A 14,658-nucleotide genomic window follows, 5' to 3' on the forward strand; every position below is an offset into this window, starting at 1 on the left:
TCAAGTTGACCCGTCGGGCAAAACAGGCGCATGATGGCATCATCGGGTCCACCGGCTATGGCGCCGCTGGTTCGCTCCCCCTATGCGATGTGACCTCCCAGAAACCCGCCAGCCGTCGATATCCGCCCCCACCCACCGGTCATGATCAAGCATTCTTGATGACGTCGAGACCACTCGGTCGGCAAGTGGGAGCGACCAAAGCCGAGTGAAGGCGGTGGGGGTGAACGCGGCTCCGCACGTCGGCTCGATGTTGTGCCTTTCGTCCTCGCAGGAGACCACGTGACGTGTCCGACACCCGGAAACTGACGCCCGCACACGCGATGCCCGGGCGCGACCTGCTACGGCGAGCAACATATGAAGGACCGGCAAACAGCGCGGCTGGCGGCGTCAAAGACCCGGACGGCGACGCCATTCTTGCCAAGGTAAAGCAGCTCTTCCGGAAGCGCTCCATCTCCAAGGCAACGCCATTCGGCGTTGATGCGCGAAAGACGCTCTGCCTGCTGCTTCTCCTGTTCGCGATCCCCGCAAACGCCTGCTTCGCGCAGACACCGCCGCCGCCCCTCGACGAACATGCGCTGGAGCGCGTGCCGCCGACGGTCGCAAAGAGATTGGCGACCCGCTTTTCGCTCGGCGCCTTCGCCGGCGGCTTCGAGGAGACGCGGCTCGGCGCGGTCCGCGATGCCGTGGGCGAAGGGACCATCCAGCACCAAGGCGATGCCGGCGGCAGCCTTTATTGGCTGTGCTATCGGCGCCCGCAGCATCTGATATGGGTGGTATCAGGCGGCGAGATCGGTGGCCCGGACCATCTCGTCACGGAGATCGTCGAAGAGTTCACCGAGAAAGACACGGCGACCTCGACCGATTGCGCCCCCCTCCCGGACAAGTTCGCGCCCGTCGCCGTCGACGGCAAGCTGCATGTGGGGATGTCGCGTCAGGAGGTCATCACGGGGCTGGGACCGCCGTCGAAGGCCGACGGAGCCCAGATGGTGTATTCGCGCGCCGGAAAGCTCAAAGGCGGTTTCGATGAGACCGCCTGGCTCATTCTCCGGTTTCGTGAGAACAAGCTCGTGGCCATGCGCGGCGGCAAGACCACGACGAATTGAAGCGGTTGCGAATGGCGGCTATGGGCCATGCGTCATAGCGTGATGCGAGGGTGTCACGCCTTTGTGCCGTGGCCAGGCTTTTCTGGTTTCTCGACGAACGAGGATCGAACCTTGCTCCGCATGCAGGGACTGGGCTGGGGCGTCACTGCGCGCCAGTGATTTAGTCGTTCATGATGTTGCGATGGCGAACCGATCTCCAACTACGGTGACAGTGCCGGACTTAATCAATGGTGTCGGGCGTGAAGCCTGAAAGCGAGCAATTGAGTGCACTGTCACCGTAACCGTAATGTGCCGACGACAACGACCTCAATCCTCAGGTGATTGAAGAATCTGCCTTAAATTTAGCAATCGCCTCGGCCAAGTTAGGCGGAAAGAACTGAGAGGCTTCAATGTCCGATACTGACAATTCCCTAACTGTCCAGGAGAGCCTGATCGCGGTCATGCAGAGCGGGCATGTATCCGCGGAGACGACCGTGCTCGCAGCAGAGGTGATTGCTGCGGAGGCACGGTTCGATATCCGCTTTGGCGCACTCAAGGAACGCGCGATCAAATCGGATGAAGAGATGTTCGGAATATTGGAGGCATCTGAGCGCCTTCTGTACGAGTGCAGAGAGGCCGCGGAAACGTTCTATGAATCCGGCAACAGAAAACAACTACATGCCGACCTCGTTCGTCTAAGAAGCGCATTCGACAATTTGGCGCCCGACAAAAAAGATGGCAATTGCAGTGATAGCGCTGGGCTTCACTCCTGAAGTTAGACACGATAATTACAGTGACAGTGGTGATTACGGTGACAGTTCACTTAATCGATTCATCCTCAGCTAGAAGCGGACCATCCAATTGAATGCACTGTCACCGTAATTCGGACAAGTTCGCGCCCGTCGCCGTCGACGGTAAGCTGCATGTGGGGATGTCGCGTCAGGAGGTCATCACGGCGCTGGGACCGCCGTCGAAATCGGACGGAGCCCAGATGGTGTATTCCCACGCCGGAAAGCTCAAGAACGGTTTCGATGAGACCGCCTGGCTCATTCTCCGGTTTCGTGAGGACAAGCTCGTGGCCATGCGCGGCGGCAAGACCACGAATTGAGCTGGCCGCGAGTGGCGTTCATGCTTCAGCGTGATGCGAGCGCTCCGCCCGCATGATCCCCATCTCATAACCGGCTTCGTCACCTGCGGCGCAAGCAAGCCCTCTGCCTGAATCCTTATTGGGCCTGCCGAAGTTGACCTGGTGCCGCGCTTGAATCGGTTGGCTGAGCGAACCAGGAACTCTTTCGCGTCCGACGATGTATTCGTCCGCAGCAGGGACACTTCAGGGGAATTTCGACGTGGGGCAACGTCTCGTAGACCACGCTCTCCGTGTTCAGTTCCATGAACACAGCCCGACCGGTGTCAGGACGTCTGACCCAAATATCTGCCGTCGCCTAGCCACCAAACTTATGTTAATAAATTGTGACAGACACCAAGCCAGAGAGCTAGAGATGAGAAAAAGCGACGTGATTTGCTCCGAATGCGGCGCTGGCTTTCGTCGCCTCGAATTATCATCGCAATCTGGGGAAAGAGGCGAGTATCGATGCCCAGCGTGCGACACCTCGCTAGAGACCTTCGACGGTAAAACGCTGATCGCCTACCGCCTGACAATTGAACCTTGCACCAGGGCGATGCGCGACTAAGGCCGGCATCAGCTGGTGGCCTCCTTCATTGAATCATTCGGGCCGCCAATTACGGTGACAGTGCGCTCAATCAATGGTGTCGAGCTTGAAGTCCGGGCGAGCAATTGAGTGCAAATTGAGTGCACTGTCACCGTAATTCCGTAATTCTTAGTAGCCAACTATCCGAAGAAGGCGGCCGTCAGCTGCATCGACCTTCATCGTTGTTCGTCAGCCCCCGGATGTTGGCAGTGCGCTGCCACTTAATAGTGCGACGAGATCGCTTTGGCGGCCAAGGCCGGTTTTGTTCAAGACAGATTTGAGCTGATTGCGGATCGTAACATTGGAAAGGCCTGCCTTGCGTGCGACTTGCTCCACAGTTTCGCCAAGCGCAATCTGTCGTGCCACACGCGCTTCCGCAGGGGTCAAATCGAACAGGCCTGCAATGACCTCGGCATTCGGAACCGCACCCCGGTCGACAGGGGTGATGATGATAAGTTTTGAGGCGGCGAAGAAGATGTCTTGCGCGTTGCCGGCGACTGGCAGCAGATGAACGATCATTGGCACCCCTCCCTCGGCCGCTGCAATAGGGAAGGAGCAGACCCGTGGCGTGCCGATGACGCTCTGGTTAATGGCATCCAGCCCCGCGAGAAACAGTCGATCGATGGCCGGATCGCTGAAGATCAGACGTGAAGGCTGGTCGTTGACCGTATTCGGTATCAGCGCCTCGAATCGCTCGTTTGCGGCGTAGAGCTTGCCACGAGCTTTCAGCACGGCGGCGGGCAACCCGACCTCCCTCAGAGCGTCCGTCATCGCGCGCGCTTGTTCCAATCCAAGGCGTGCTGCCAATAGTGCGGCCCGGGCTAGGTGTGGGCGAAGGGAATCGAGAAACCCTATCGCCTCCATCGTTACCGGTCCCTTCCGGTGAGATTTCTCAAAAGAGAAGGTGATCGCATCACCGCTCGGCACGCACAAAACAGTGCCGGCCGCATATCCGAGCCCTTTGCTTCGCAGGAAGCCGTAGACGGGATCGTTGTTGAGCTCTTCGGTTGTGAAGTGGTCGCTATCCCGGATGAAGCCAGCGTGGTTTACGGCCGCTATGCGTGCTGGACGTGGATTGATGGCAGCCCAGCCATCTCGGATGAACTCGACAAAATCGTCATGTAGATCGGGCGATGAAGTCCACCGAAAGATCTGAGGGCTTGTGGCGGTACGCAGCAGGCCGCCCGCGCCATCGACCGTTCGGGACACTGTTGCAAGCACGCTGGGCCAACGATCGGGGATGGCTGCAGCCTCATAGATCAGGCCAACTAGTTCCGGCAATTCAACTGGCATTCTCATTGATTATTCCGGTCGTGCTCTTCTCTTTTAGAGCCGGCAGTATTTCTCTATTTAGGGCCCGTCTCTGCGATTCCCGATCAAGTAACTCGCTATCTTTTGGTCCAAATGGACCATGACATCTTGCGACGCCTGGTTCTAGTTCTTCTTGCGTTCGACTCTGGCTTGGCACGGAGCATTTCGTTCAAAATGAGTTCAGGTCCGGCGCGAATAAGGGCGAGCGGCTAAAGCGATCATTTGACAGGTGGTTTAATGGGCAGGATCAAAACTCTGGGAGTTAAGTTCTCAGTCGCTTTTGGGATGATGTTCAGTGTGTCGGCTGTTTCCTCCACCAATGCATTTGCTGACACGATCTTGCCAGACGCCATCGTGGTGGGAGGGCCATCAGGGGGCGTAAGCGCGAACAATTGCTGCAGCGGAAACACAGTGCCCACGAACAACTTTGGAACCACATCAACGTCGATCACGTCTACGGACGGAGGCAAAGGAACTGCCACATTCATCGCGAGCAGTTCGCGTTCCGTCAGCGCATCAATCGATCTACAGGCTGGGACAAGTTATGTAGCTAACGGACATATCGGGGCAGCGGCAAGCGGGGGCATGAGCTATTACTTCGAGGTATTCGCGCCTCAGCCTCGAAGCATCACTATGGACGTCACCGCAGCAGGAGGAATTACAGGCACTGGTTGGTTGTCAGCAGCCGGCGACTTAGCGCGCTCGCAACTTACAATCGATCCGATCCAGACCTCGACGGCCGGCGGTTACACTCTCGTTCTCGGCAAATATCTTTCCAACGGTTTGTTTTCCACGGTCGACTTTAATACGTCATGGTCTACGACCAACCAAAAGTTCACAGTCTCTACGAATAAGATCTACACGGTGACATTGACGGCTTTCGTTGCTGCAGACGTCTATAACGGTGCAAGTGCATCGATGACCGCGTTTGTTGATCCTACTTTCAACATCGATGCCTCCAATACAGATGCCGACCAGCTACAACTCGTGTTCAGTCCCAACATCGGCGCCGTCCCCGAGCTTTCGACGTGGGCGATGATGATTCTCGGCTTCTGCGGGCTGGGCTTCCTCGCGCATTCGCGCCACGACGGCAGGACGCTCGCCGCCTGATCATCAAAAATGAGAGCCAGAAACGTGACGATCTAAATTACGGTGACAGTGCACTTAATCGACGGTGTCGGGCATGAGGCCTGATCGAGCAATTGAGTGCACTGTCACCGCAATTACAATTGAGTGCACTGTCACCGTAATTACCTGTCACCGTAATTACCGCCGGTGACGGCCCCATGTCGATCCAGGCGCGCGACCAGTCGAGTGCCGCCCATTGCTCCTCGGTGATGGTGTAGCCGTCGCGCAGCCAATCCTTGCGCGTGGTTCCAGTAAGCCAATCGGGAAATTCTAAAGTAGTCACTGCGAGCTCTCCATATCTGCAATATCGGTCCTCGACGGGAATGATGGGGGAGACAATTGCCAGTTTCACAGCAATTCTCATAACTTAACGGTATTGACCCGAAGCAGACGCACCGGGATCGGTGCTTGCGATTTGCAAGCTCACTTATTTGCAATTTCAAGACTGGCAGCAACGCTATTGCCTATTCGGGTGAGCCGACGCATTCGTGTTCTTTCCATCGCTAAGGACGGGTCGTAGATCAGATCCTTAAGCTCAGGCGCAAGCCGTGCGGCGTTTACAACTCTAATGATAAACGGGGGCTTGAGGCCGTTCATTCCTCCCCCGAAAGATTGAGTTCAGGAAAGCGCCCGTCATGTCCCCATGCCATTCCGGTGCCCGTATTGCAGTCATAAAGGCCGATCGAAGATCGGAGACCGTCTTCCAACAGCTCGCATCGAGCTCTATTATGGTTGTCGTCATTGCGATGCGTCCCATCGACTAGGTGGCAACAAAAGCCGTCGATCCGCGCGGAACCCCTGACCAACCAGGAACGAAGCCCTTCGGCCCCGCTTAACCCGCAGCAGAAGTGGTTCTCTCATGACACGCTATTTCTTCGATCTCATCGACCCGGACGGACGCTTGGTTGACGAAGAGGGCCTGGAGTTCACCGACATGGAAGCGGTCGAGCGGGAGGCCACCGAAGCCATGGCCGATGCCGCCCGCGAAAGCATGCAACGCGCCATCAAGCCCCGCGAAACGACGATCGAAGTCCGGGACGAATTTGGGCCGGTCATGCGGGTGCGGTTCTCGGTGGAAGTCGAACACGTTCGAACGCAGTAGGACCCGGCAAGCGGATCGCAACTGCGCCCTATGGCAAACCCCTGCGATCGTGCTTAACTTGCTCGCATGAAAAAGATCGGATTTCTGTCCTTCGGACACTGGACCCCCTCGCCGCAATCGCAGACCCGCTCGGCCAGCGACACGCTGCTGCAATCGATCGAGCTTGCGGTGGCGGCCGAGCAGCTCGGCCTCGACGGCGCCTATTACCGCGTGCATCATTTCGCGCGACAGCTGGCCTCGCCCTTCCCGCTGCTCGCCGCGGTCGGCGCCAGGACCAGCAGGATCGAGATCGGCACCGCCGTGATCGACATGCGCTACGAGAACCCGCTCTACATGGTGGAGGATGCCGGCTCGGCCGACCTCATCGCCGGCGGCCGGCTGCAGCTCGGCATCAGCCGCGGCTCGCCCGAGCAGGTGATCGACGGCTGGCGCTATTTCGGCTATCGCCCGGCCGAGGGCCAGACCGACGCCGACATGGGCCGCCGCCACGCCGAAGTGTTCCTCGACCTCTTGCGCGGCGAGGGTTTTGCCGAGCCCAATCCGCGGCCGATGTTTCCGAACCCGCCGGGGATGCTGCGGCTCGAACCGCATTCGGCGGGCTTGCGCGAACGGATCTGGTGGGGCGCCGGCTCGAACGCAACCGCGGTGTGGGCGGCCAAGCTCGGCATGAACCTGCAGAGCTCGACGCTGAAGAACGACGAAACCGGCGAAGCCTTTCACGTGCAGCAGGCCGCGCAGATCCGCGCCTATCGCGCGGCGTGGAAGGAGGCCGGTCACGCCAGAGAGCCGCGCGTGTCGGTCAGCCGCAGCATCTTCGCGCTGATGGACGATCGCGACCGCGCCTATTTCGGCGGCGAGCGCGGCGGCGAAGACCAGATCGGCTTCATCGACCCGCAGACGCGGGCGATCTTCGGCCGCTCCTATGCCGCCGAGCCTGATGCGCTGATCGCGCAGCTCAAGCAGGACGAGGCGATCGCCGAGGCCGACACCCTGCTGCTGACTATTCCGAACCAGCTCGGCGTCGACTATTGCGCGCATGCGATCGAGGCGATCCTCAAGCACGTTGCGCCGGCGCTGGGGTGGCGGTGATCCGGCGCGTCTGCTCGGCATGAGGGCTCCGCGACCGCGTGATGGTCGCTGAGCCCGGGACTCGGCTCAGCCGCCGCTCAGGCTGTGGCTGATGCGCGTGACGACCGCGTCCCATTGGCGCTTCTCGGCCGCAGGATAATTGATCAGCACGCAATGCACGTAGCGGCTGGTGAAGTTGCAGCGGTCGTACCAGATCTTGGCGCGCTTGATGCTGGAGACGACGAAGAAGTCAGGCGTGATCCGCTTGTAGACGATTCCTTGCGGCGGCTGCTTGGTGGCAAGGAAGGCGGCGGGCGAAATGCCCTGCTGCCGGCGAACCGCCTGCACCGTGAGGTCGGCGGCGCCGTCGGATGAGCGAAATTGCTGGCCATAGCCGTCCGGCTTTCCGGCCGGTTCCGTGAAGATCGAGCTGGGAATGTCGACCGACGTTCCCGACTGAGGGATCCGATAAGTCGTCCAGCTCTCGGCCCGCGCAGCGGACCATGACATCGCCAGCACAATGACGACGGCGGTGGATGTCTTCATATTGACCTCATCCATCGCGCGAACCCAGCTGCAGCTCCATCAACGCAATCCTTTGCAGGTCTGCCAGGTTGCGTTCGCCCGCGCCCGCGGTGCGCAGGATCGACTCGGCGAGCGCATTGACATGCGAGGAATGCACAGGCTCCGGCAGGGTCGCGACCGCGGCCTCCAGGGCGAGGGTCATGAGATCGATCACCTCCGGGGAAAATTCTGCGTTTGCAAAGTTCTTCATGTCGGCGAGCCGCCCGCTTCGAGCAAGCCGCCAGCCTAACGTCGGGAAAAACCGGAAGTTCCTGTTATCCCGTCTTCGTTCCGGTGATAATGGCCAGTGGCTCGATCAGGCGATTCAGGGTGGCTCAGGCGGTGACCGGCATCGACCGCGGCGACGACACTTTTTCGAGCGTATATGACCGAATCAAATTCGGCAGTCGGTACCGTCCGCCGCCTTCCGTGGTCTCAAACGAGATCAGCGACTTCGCGACCAGCATGCCGACGATCTGCAGCGAATCCGAACGCGATTGCAAAGTCCCGCGCAGAGCGTCGCATACGTCGTCGAGGGTCAAAAGCCCCTGGCAGACGGAAAGGCGGCGCATCGCGGCGCGCTCCTCTTCGCAGAGCAAATCGTAACTCCAGTCGATGGCCGCAGCCATCGTCTGATGGCGGGGCGAGGCGGTACGCTGGCCGAGCCAGCGCAGCCAACTGCCGCTCTGCAGTGAGCTCGCAACCTGCGGGAAGCCGAACGAAGGCACGCGCGCGGCCGCGATTTTGATCGCAAGCGCAAGTCCGTCCAGCTTTCGGCAAATATCCGCGGCGAGCAGCGCGTCGGCTTCGGTGATCTCGATGTCGTACCCGTTTGCCACGACATGATTGGCAAACAATCGGGGCGCATCAAATGCGAGAATCCCCTCCGCCGACCGGTCGGCCGCCTCGTCCGACGGATACGCGAGCCCAGAAAGACGGTACACGTGCTCGCCATTGACGCTGAGCATTTCCCTGCTCGTCGCAAGGATGCTCACCTGCGGGGCTCGATGGAGGATTCGCTCGATGATCACCGACACCGGCTCGATCAGATGATCGCAACAGTCGAGAACCAGCAGCGCATGCCGGTCCTCGAGATGATTCAGCAGCGCCGGCAGCGGATCGATGGATTGATGCGGCAAGCCGAAGCCCGCAGCGATCACGTCCGGCAGTCGATGCGCCGACGCGACCGGGCCGAGATCGAGAAAGTGAACGTCGCCGGCAAACGATGACGCCTCGGCATGCGCCACGGCCACCGCGACCGCCGTCTTTCCAACGCCTCCCGGGCCGTGAACGGTGACGAGGCGATTGGTCTTCAGCAGACCTGAAATTCCGCGAACCGCATCGTCGCGACCGATCATGCCTTCAACCGGCGCGGGAAGCTGCGGCGTGGAGCAGATCTCCGTGGCCGGGGGCGGTGCCTCGAGCGAGCGCGGCCGATCGCGTGTCGCGATCAGGCAATAGCCGCGACCGGAAACGGTCTTGATGTGGCCGTCATCGCCCATTTCCTCGCCGAGCGCCTTCCGCAATGCGGCGATCTGAAACCTCAGGGCGCCGCTGTCGACGATGATGCCCGGCCAAACCCGCGCGAAGAGCTCCTTCTTGCCCACAACCTCGCCACGCCGTTCCGCAAGGACGGTCAGGAGATCGATGGATTTACCGCCCAGCTGAACCCGCTGACCGGCCCTGAACAGGCACCTGCGGCGGGGGAAGAACTCGAACGGACCAAAGCAAAAGGACGCTTCGATGCTGCTGTTCGATCCGAACGCCTGAGCCGGCAAGCCCACGGGAAACGCGCCGGGATCTTCTGCCGCCGCTGCCGCCGAAAGTTGCCGGGTCCTGACAGAGGCGTTCATGGCACATCCTATGGCGCTTGCTTGCCGAGGGCGTTTTCAATGCACCCCAGAAGATCGTCCCGCCCGAACGGCTTGGCGAGAAAGCAGACGGCCCCCGCGCGCAGCGCGCGTTCCCGGGTGCGCGCTTCCGGAAAGGCCGTCATGAAGATGGTCGGAATCCGGTGACCGGTCGCGAGCAGTCTCGCATGCAGCTCGAGGCCACTTATGCCGTCCATCTGGACATCCAGAATCAGGCAGGAGGCGCCGGGCAGTTGACTGGAGTTCAGAAAGTCATCGGCTGATTGGAACGTGGCAGACGCGTAACCGAACGACTCGACCATGCCGCCCATGGCGACCCTCACGGATTCATCGTCGTCCACGATTGCGATCAGGGCTTCGTCGCTCAACGCACTCTCCCATGTCATCAGGCTGGCCTCGATTGGGCGAGAAGACCATTGGCGAAGACGATGCTCCATGTGTCGTCTTGCCCCTCGACATGATCGAATGGATTGCTCTACTTTCGTTTCGTTTAGGTGCATTGCCGCATTTCGCGATTTTTGCTATTGAAGCAGGCATATGGGGTCGATGACACAGTTTCCCGGTCGTCGCGAGGGCAGGCGTGCCCTCGCCTCGGTCGGGATCGTCTTGTCCGCGGCCGTCATTTTCGCCATCGACGCGGTAACGCCGATCGAAGTTTCGGTCTCCGTGCTCTACGTCTTCGTCGTGCTGATCGCCTCGGTCACATTCAGCTCGACCGGCATCCTGCTGACGGGGATCGGATGCGAAATCCTGACGATCTTCACCCATTTCATTTCGCCGGGAGATCCCTGGGCGCATTGGCCGCTGCTCGATCGCGCCATTGGCGTGACCGGAATCGGCATGTCGACCATGCTCATCATGCGCAATCGACGGGCGATGGAGGCACTTGACGTCAGCCGGGCCTATCTCGCCCAGGCTCAGCACCTGAGCCACACCGGAAGCGTCGGCTGGCAAGATCCGAGGGGCGCGCTCTTCTGGTCGGAAGAAACCTTTCGGATCTATCGGTATGAGCCCGATGTCGAGCCGACCCTGGCGAGAATGATCGCGAGGACCCACCCCGACGACCGCGCGCTTCTGCAGCAGACGATCGACCGGTCTTTCCGCGAGAAAACCGGCTTTCAGCTCGAGCATCGTCTGTCGATGCCGGATGCGACGACGCGCCATGTCCAGCTCGTCGTGCGCACCGCCGAAAGTCGGAACACCGGCACCGGCTTCATCGGCGCCGTCATGGACGTCACGGCCGCCAGGAACGCGGCGGACGAATTGCAGGGTATCCAGTCCGACCTCGCCCGCGTCACGCGAGCCACGACAATGGGCCAGCTCGCCGCTTCGATCGCGCATGAAGTCCGCCAGCCGCTCACCGGCGTCATCACCAACGGTCACACGGTGCTGCATTGGCTGAACGCGGCTACGCTGAATATCGACAAGGCGCGCACGACGGCGGAGCGAATGCTGCGCGACGGCGAGCGCGCCAACGGTGTGATTCAGCGCATCCAGGGATTGCTGGCGAAGACGCCACCGCAGGCGCGGAGCATCGACGTCAACGAGTTGATCCATCAGGTTCTCGACCTGCTGCAGACCGAGCTGCGCCTGCGCGATGTCTCGGTGCAGACCGAGCTCGCGCCATCGCCGCCGCCTCTGCTCGGCGACACCGTGCAGCTTCAGCAGGTCCTGCTGAATCTCGTCATCAACGGAGCAGATGCCATGTCCGACGTCACCGGCCGGCCCAGGCTGCTCGTCGTCGGCTCGAAAGCCGGCCCCGACGGGGACGGCCTGATCTTCGTCCGCGACAGCGGGATCGGTCTGGATGAGGCCACCGTCGACAAGATCTTCAGCCCGTTCTTCACGACAAAACCCAAGGGAATGGGAATGGGGCTGGCGATCTGCCGGTCGATCATCGAGGCTCATGGCGGACGCCTGTGGGCCTCGCCCGCCGAGCCGCATGGCGCACTATTCCAGTTCACCTTGCCCGGCAAGGCCAGGGACGAGCCATGAGTATGAGTGATGAGTGATCCGGCCCCGATCGTCGCGGTCATCGACGACGACATATCCGTCCGCGAGTCCATCCAGGGACTGCTGGAGACGGCGGCGCTGCGGGTCGAACTGTTCGCCTCACCGCGCGAGTATCTCCAGGAAGCCCGCAAGGACGGTCCGAACTGCATCATTCTGGATGTGCGCTTGCCGGGATCGAGCGGGCTCGATTTTCAGCGCGAGCTGGCCGCTGCCGGCAGTCATCCGCCGATCATCTTCATCACCGGCTATGCCGACGTCTACATGTCCGTCCAGGCGATGAAGGCAGGTGCCGTGGAATTCCTGACCAAACCCTACCGCGACCAGGCTCTGCTGGAGGCGGTGCTCGCAGCCGTTCAGAAGGACCGGCAGAGACGCGTTGACGATCACATCGTGGCCGACACCCGACGACGGTTCGAAGAGCTGACATCCCGCGAACGCGAGATCATGGCGCTGACGGTGTCAGGCCTGCAGACCAAGCAGATCGGAGGAGCCGCCGGAATCAGCGAAGTCACCGTCAGGGTTCATCGCCGCGAGATCATGCGCAAGATGAATGCGAGATCGCTGGCCGATCTCGTCAAGATGGGGGAGACGCTCCGGAGTCACGGCATTTCGCTCAAGGCGGACGCCGCCAGGGAGGACGAGTAGCATCCGCGATCACGGCTTCGCGGCCGCTCGGCGGCGCGGCCGTCCCGCCCTTTATCCCGTCTTCGTCCCTGTTATCACAGCCAGCGCCTCGACGAGGCGATCGAGATCGGCCTCATCCGTGAAGAGCGCCGGGGTCACGCGGATGCACTGGCCCTTGGCGACGCCGGCGCGGCGCACCGTCATGATCTTGTGGCTGTCGCGGAGCTTGGCCACGATCGCCTCGTTGTCGGCCTTGCTGGTCTTGCCGGCGAGACGGAACGAGGTCATCGCGCCGTAGGAGCCCGCTTCATCGGGCGTCAGGATTTCGAGATCCTTGAAGCCGCGGGCGCGGCTGACCCAATAATCGCGCAAATAGCGCAAGCGCGCCTGCTTGGCCGGAGCGCCGATCTGTTGATGCAGCGCCACGGCGGTCGGCACCGTCAGCACGGTGGCGAAATTGACCGTGCCGGTGTGAACGCGCGAGCGGATATCGGTTTCCGCAAAATCCTCATCGCCCATGGCGCGGTCGATGTCGGCCAGACGGTCCTTCTTGATGTAGAGGAAGCCGACGCCGAGCGGTGCGCCGATCCATTTGTGCAGGTTGAAGCCGACGAAATCGGATTCGAGATCTTTCACGCGGAAGTCGATCTGTCCCCAGGAATGCGCGGCGTCGACGATAGTGTCGATGCCTTTCGCCTTCGCCATGCGGGCGATCTCGGCGATGGGCATGACGAAGCCGGTGCGATGGCTGACATGGGTCAGCAGCAGCAATCTCGTCTTCGGATTGGCCTCGATGGCGCGAGCGTAGGCGTCGAGCACCGCCTGGCGCGTGGCGGGCTCTGGGATGTCGAACTTGACCACGTCGACGCCGCGGCGCGCCTTCAGCGAATTCATCGCATATTGCATCGAATCATAGTCGAGGTCGGCATAGAGCACGCCATCGCCAGGCTGCAGCCTGTTATAGCCGCCGATGAGGAGCTGCAGCGCTTCGGTCGCACCACGCGTCAGCGCGATCTCCTCGGGCGCGGCACCGACTGCCGCAGCGACCTTGGCGCGAACGGCCTCGAAATCCGCCCCGACGCGCTCCCGCGCGTAATAGGTGTTCTGGAAATTGACCATGTCGGACTGGCGGATGAACTCGCGCCTGACAGGCTCGGGCATGATGCCCCAATAACCGTTCTCGAAATTGACGATGTCGGGCGTCACGGCATAGAGGCCCTTCACGGCGGCCCAATAGGCCTTGTCGGTGGCGATTGCAGCGGCCGAACCGGTCGGCGCCGGCGGAAGGCTTTCGGCGGCCATGGCCGGTGCGACGAGCGAGGTGGCGGCAGCGGCCACGAGGCTCTTCAGGATCAACCGGCGGTCGGACGAAATCGTTTCAGTCGGATGCATGTCAGCCTCTGCGGTGCGCGGCGAAAGGAGCCGCAATCAATAGAGCGCGGATGACAAGACAATGACAGCCAGCGATGCGGGCTGGCGGTGAAAATGAAGCGATAGCGGCCGCCGGATAATCTCACCCCGCCTTGACGCTCGCATCGATCAACAGCTTCGCCGCCGCAAGCGCCGACTGCGCCGGGCCGTCCTCGGATTGCTGGCCGGTGACGTAGATGCCTTCGATCAAAAGCAGCAGCGCATCGCCGAGCACGTTCGGCTGCCGCGCGCCCATTTGGCTCGCGAGCTCGCGCAGACGCTTGCGGAACACCTTCTTGTGGGCCTCGGCGACCTGGCGGGCGGGATTGTCGCGCGCCGGATATTCCACCGCGGCATTGCTGAGGCCGCAGCCACGATAGCCCCTGGCCACCGCGCGCGGCGCAAGCTGGCCGATATAGGCGAGCACGTGGTCGCGCGCGTTGCTGTAGCTCTTGCCGCCGGGCCGCTCGAAATTCTCCCAGAAGTTCAGATCGTAGTCGCGCAAATAGGCGGCGGCGAGATCGTCCTTGGAGGCGAAGCTGCGATAGAGGCTCGGTTTCGTCACCCCGGCGCGGTCCACCACCTCGTCGACGCCGACGGCCCGGATACCCTCGCGATAGAACAGCTCGCTGGCGGAGGCGCGGATGCGGTCGGCGGCCCGGAGCGGGGCACCTTCGGGCTTTTCGGCTTTTTTCGGCATCTGGCTTCCACTGCCTCCCAGACAGGCTTGACAATGTTACTGACCGGTACGTACTAATACCGCACCCCCATACGTA

At 61.3% G+C, this 14,658-nt stretch carries 15 protein-coding genes and 2 pseudogenes; 8 read left to right on the forward strand and 9 right to left on the reverse strand.

Annotated features, from left to right (window positions below; all coding sequences use genetic code 11):
- Positions 1–284: 284 nt before the first annotated feature.
- The 3 genes from G8O24_RS20975 (at position 285) to G8O24_RS20985 (ending at position 2,190) form a co-directional block, all read left to right on the forward strand.
- The gene (locus tag G8O24_RS20975) at positions 285–1,103 is read left to right on the forward strand and encodes a hypothetical protein (RefSeq protein ID WP_188102599.1); all 819 of its coding nucleotides are present in this window, start codon (positions 285–287) and stop codon (positions 1,101–1,103) included.
- A 389-nt stretch (positions 1,104–1,492) separates the two neighbouring features.
- The gene (locus tag G8O24_RS20980) at positions 1,493–1,855 is read left to right on the forward strand and encodes a hypothetical protein (RefSeq protein ID WP_188102601.1); all 363 of its coding nucleotides are present in this window, start codon (positions 1,493–1,495) and stop codon (positions 1,853–1,855) included.
- 92 nt (positions 1,856–1,947) lie between these two features.
- Positions 1,948–2,190 carry a hypothetical protein gene (locus tag G8O24_RS20985; RefSeq protein ID WP_188102602.1) on the forward strand — a complete coding sequence of 81 codons (243 nt, stop codon included), beginning with the start codon at positions 1,948–1,950 and terminating at the stop codon, positions 2,188–2,190.
- A gap of 790 nt (positions 2,191–2,980) precedes the next feature.
- Here G8O24_RS20985 and G8O24_RS20990 read toward each other — a convergent pair.
- Together G8O24_RS20990 and G8O24_RS20995 are read right to left on the reverse strand one after the other, a co-directional pair.
- A complete protein-coding gene (locus G8O24_RS20990; protein WP_188102604.1) occupies positions 2,981–4,090 on the reverse strand; it encodes a helix-turn-helix transcriptional regulator in 1,110 nt (369 codons plus the stop codon).
- A 230-nt stretch (positions 4,091–4,320) separates the two neighbouring features.
- The gene (locus tag G8O24_RS20995) at positions 4,321–4,590 is read right to left on the reverse strand and encodes a hypothetical protein (protein WP_188102605.1); all 270 of its coding nucleotides are present in this window, start codon (positions 4,588–4,590) and stop codon (positions 4,321–4,323) included.
- Positions 4,591–5,098: 508 nt separating this feature from the next.
- Here G8O24_RS20995 and G8O24_RS46370 point away from each other — a divergent pair.
- The 3 genes and pseudogenes from G8O24_RS46370 to G8O24_RS21010 form a co-directional block, all read left to right on the forward strand.
- Positions 5,099–5,212: pseudogene (locus G8O24_RS46370) on the forward strand (choice-of-anchor K domain-containing PEP-CTERM protein); the annotation flags it as partial.
- A gap of 877 nt (positions 5,213–6,089) precedes the next feature.
- Complete coding sequence (locus G8O24_RS21005; protein WP_188102609.1) at positions 6,090–6,332, forward strand: DUF6894 family protein; 243 nt, start codon at positions 6,090–6,092, stop codon at positions 6,330–6,332.
- A gap of 66 nt (positions 6,333–6,398) precedes the next feature.
- The gene (locus G8O24_RS21010; protein WP_188102611.1) at positions 6,399–7,421 is read left to right on the forward strand and encodes an LLM class flavin-dependent oxidoreductase; all 1,023 of its coding nucleotides are present in this window, start codon (positions 6,399–6,401) and stop codon (positions 7,419–7,421) included.
- Between the two features lie 66 nt (positions 7,422–7,487).
- Here the strand turns inward: G8O24_RS21010 and G8O24_RS21015 are convergent, their stop codons facing one another.
- The 5 genes and pseudogenes from G8O24_RS21015 to G8O24_RS21030 form a co-directional block, all read right to left on the reverse strand.
- Complete coding sequence (locus G8O24_RS21015) at positions 7,488–7,946, reverse strand: hypothetical protein (protein WP_188102613.1); 459 nt, start codon at positions 7,944–7,946, stop codon at positions 7,488–7,490.
- Positions 7,947–7,953: 7 nt separating this feature from the next.
- Positions 7,954–8,175, reverse strand: coding sequence for a hypothetical protein (locus G8O24_RS21020; RefSeq protein WP_188102615.1), 222 nt, complete (start codon positions 8,173–8,175; stop codon positions 7,954–7,956).
- Between the two features lie 124 nt (positions 8,176–8,299).
- Positions 8,300–9,217 carry an ATP-binding protein gene (locus tag G8O24_RS44370; protein ID WP_244645923.1) on the reverse strand — a complete coding sequence of 306 codons (918 nt, stop codon included), beginning with the start codon at positions 9,215–9,217 and terminating at the stop codon, positions 8,300–8,302.
- Between the two features lie 210 nt (positions 9,218–9,427).
- Positions 9,428–9,817: pseudogene (locus G8O24_RS45625) on the reverse strand (winged helix-turn-helix domain-containing protein); the annotation flags it as partial.
- 8 nt (positions 9,818–9,825) lie between these two features.
- Positions 9,826–10,203, reverse strand: a complete 378-nt coding sequence (locus tag G8O24_RS21030; RefSeq protein ID WP_244645924.1) for a response regulator transcription factor — start codon at positions 10,201–10,203, stop codon at positions 9,826–9,828.
- A 178-nt stretch (positions 10,204–10,381) separates the two neighbouring features.
- On the opposite strand from G8O24_RS21030, the gene G8O24_RS21035 reads away from it, so the two are divergent.
- Both G8O24_RS21035 and G8O24_RS21040 read left to right on the forward strand, forming a co-directional pair.
- The gene (locus G8O24_RS21035) at positions 10,382–11,830 is read left to right on the forward strand and encodes a sensor histidine kinase (RefSeq protein ID WP_188102619.1); all 1,449 of its coding nucleotides are present in this window, start codon (positions 10,382–10,384) and stop codon (positions 11,828–11,830) included.
- Between the two features lie 9 nt (positions 11,831–11,839).
- Positions 11,840–12,493, forward strand: a complete 654-nt coding sequence (locus G8O24_RS21040) for a response regulator transcription factor (RefSeq protein ID WP_188102621.1) — start codon at positions 11,840–11,842, stop codon at positions 12,491–12,493.
- Positions 12,494–12,544: 51 nt separating this feature from the next.
- Here the strand turns inward: G8O24_RS21040 and G8O24_RS21045 are convergent, their stop codons facing one another.
- Both G8O24_RS21045 and G8O24_RS21050 read right to left on the reverse strand, forming a co-directional pair.
- Positions 12,545–13,864, reverse strand: a complete 1,320-nt coding sequence (locus G8O24_RS21045; RefSeq protein WP_188102623.1) for an aminotransferase class V-fold PLP-dependent enzyme — start codon at positions 13,862–13,864, stop codon at positions 12,545–12,547.
- Positions 13,865–13,985: 121 nt separating this feature from the next.
- The gene (locus G8O24_RS21050; protein WP_188102625.1) at positions 13,986–14,582 is read right to left on the reverse strand and encodes a TetR/AcrR family transcriptional regulator; all 597 of its coding nucleotides are present in this window, start codon (positions 14,580–14,582) and stop codon (positions 13,986–13,988) included.
- Positions 14,583–14,658 lie beyond the last annotated feature (76 nt).

Source organism: Bradyrhizobium campsiandrae, from assembly GCF_014529705.1.
Classification (GTDB): domain Bacteria; phylum Pseudomonadota; class Alphaproteobacteria; order Rhizobiales; family Xanthobacteraceae; genus Bradyrhizobium; species Bradyrhizobium campsiandrae.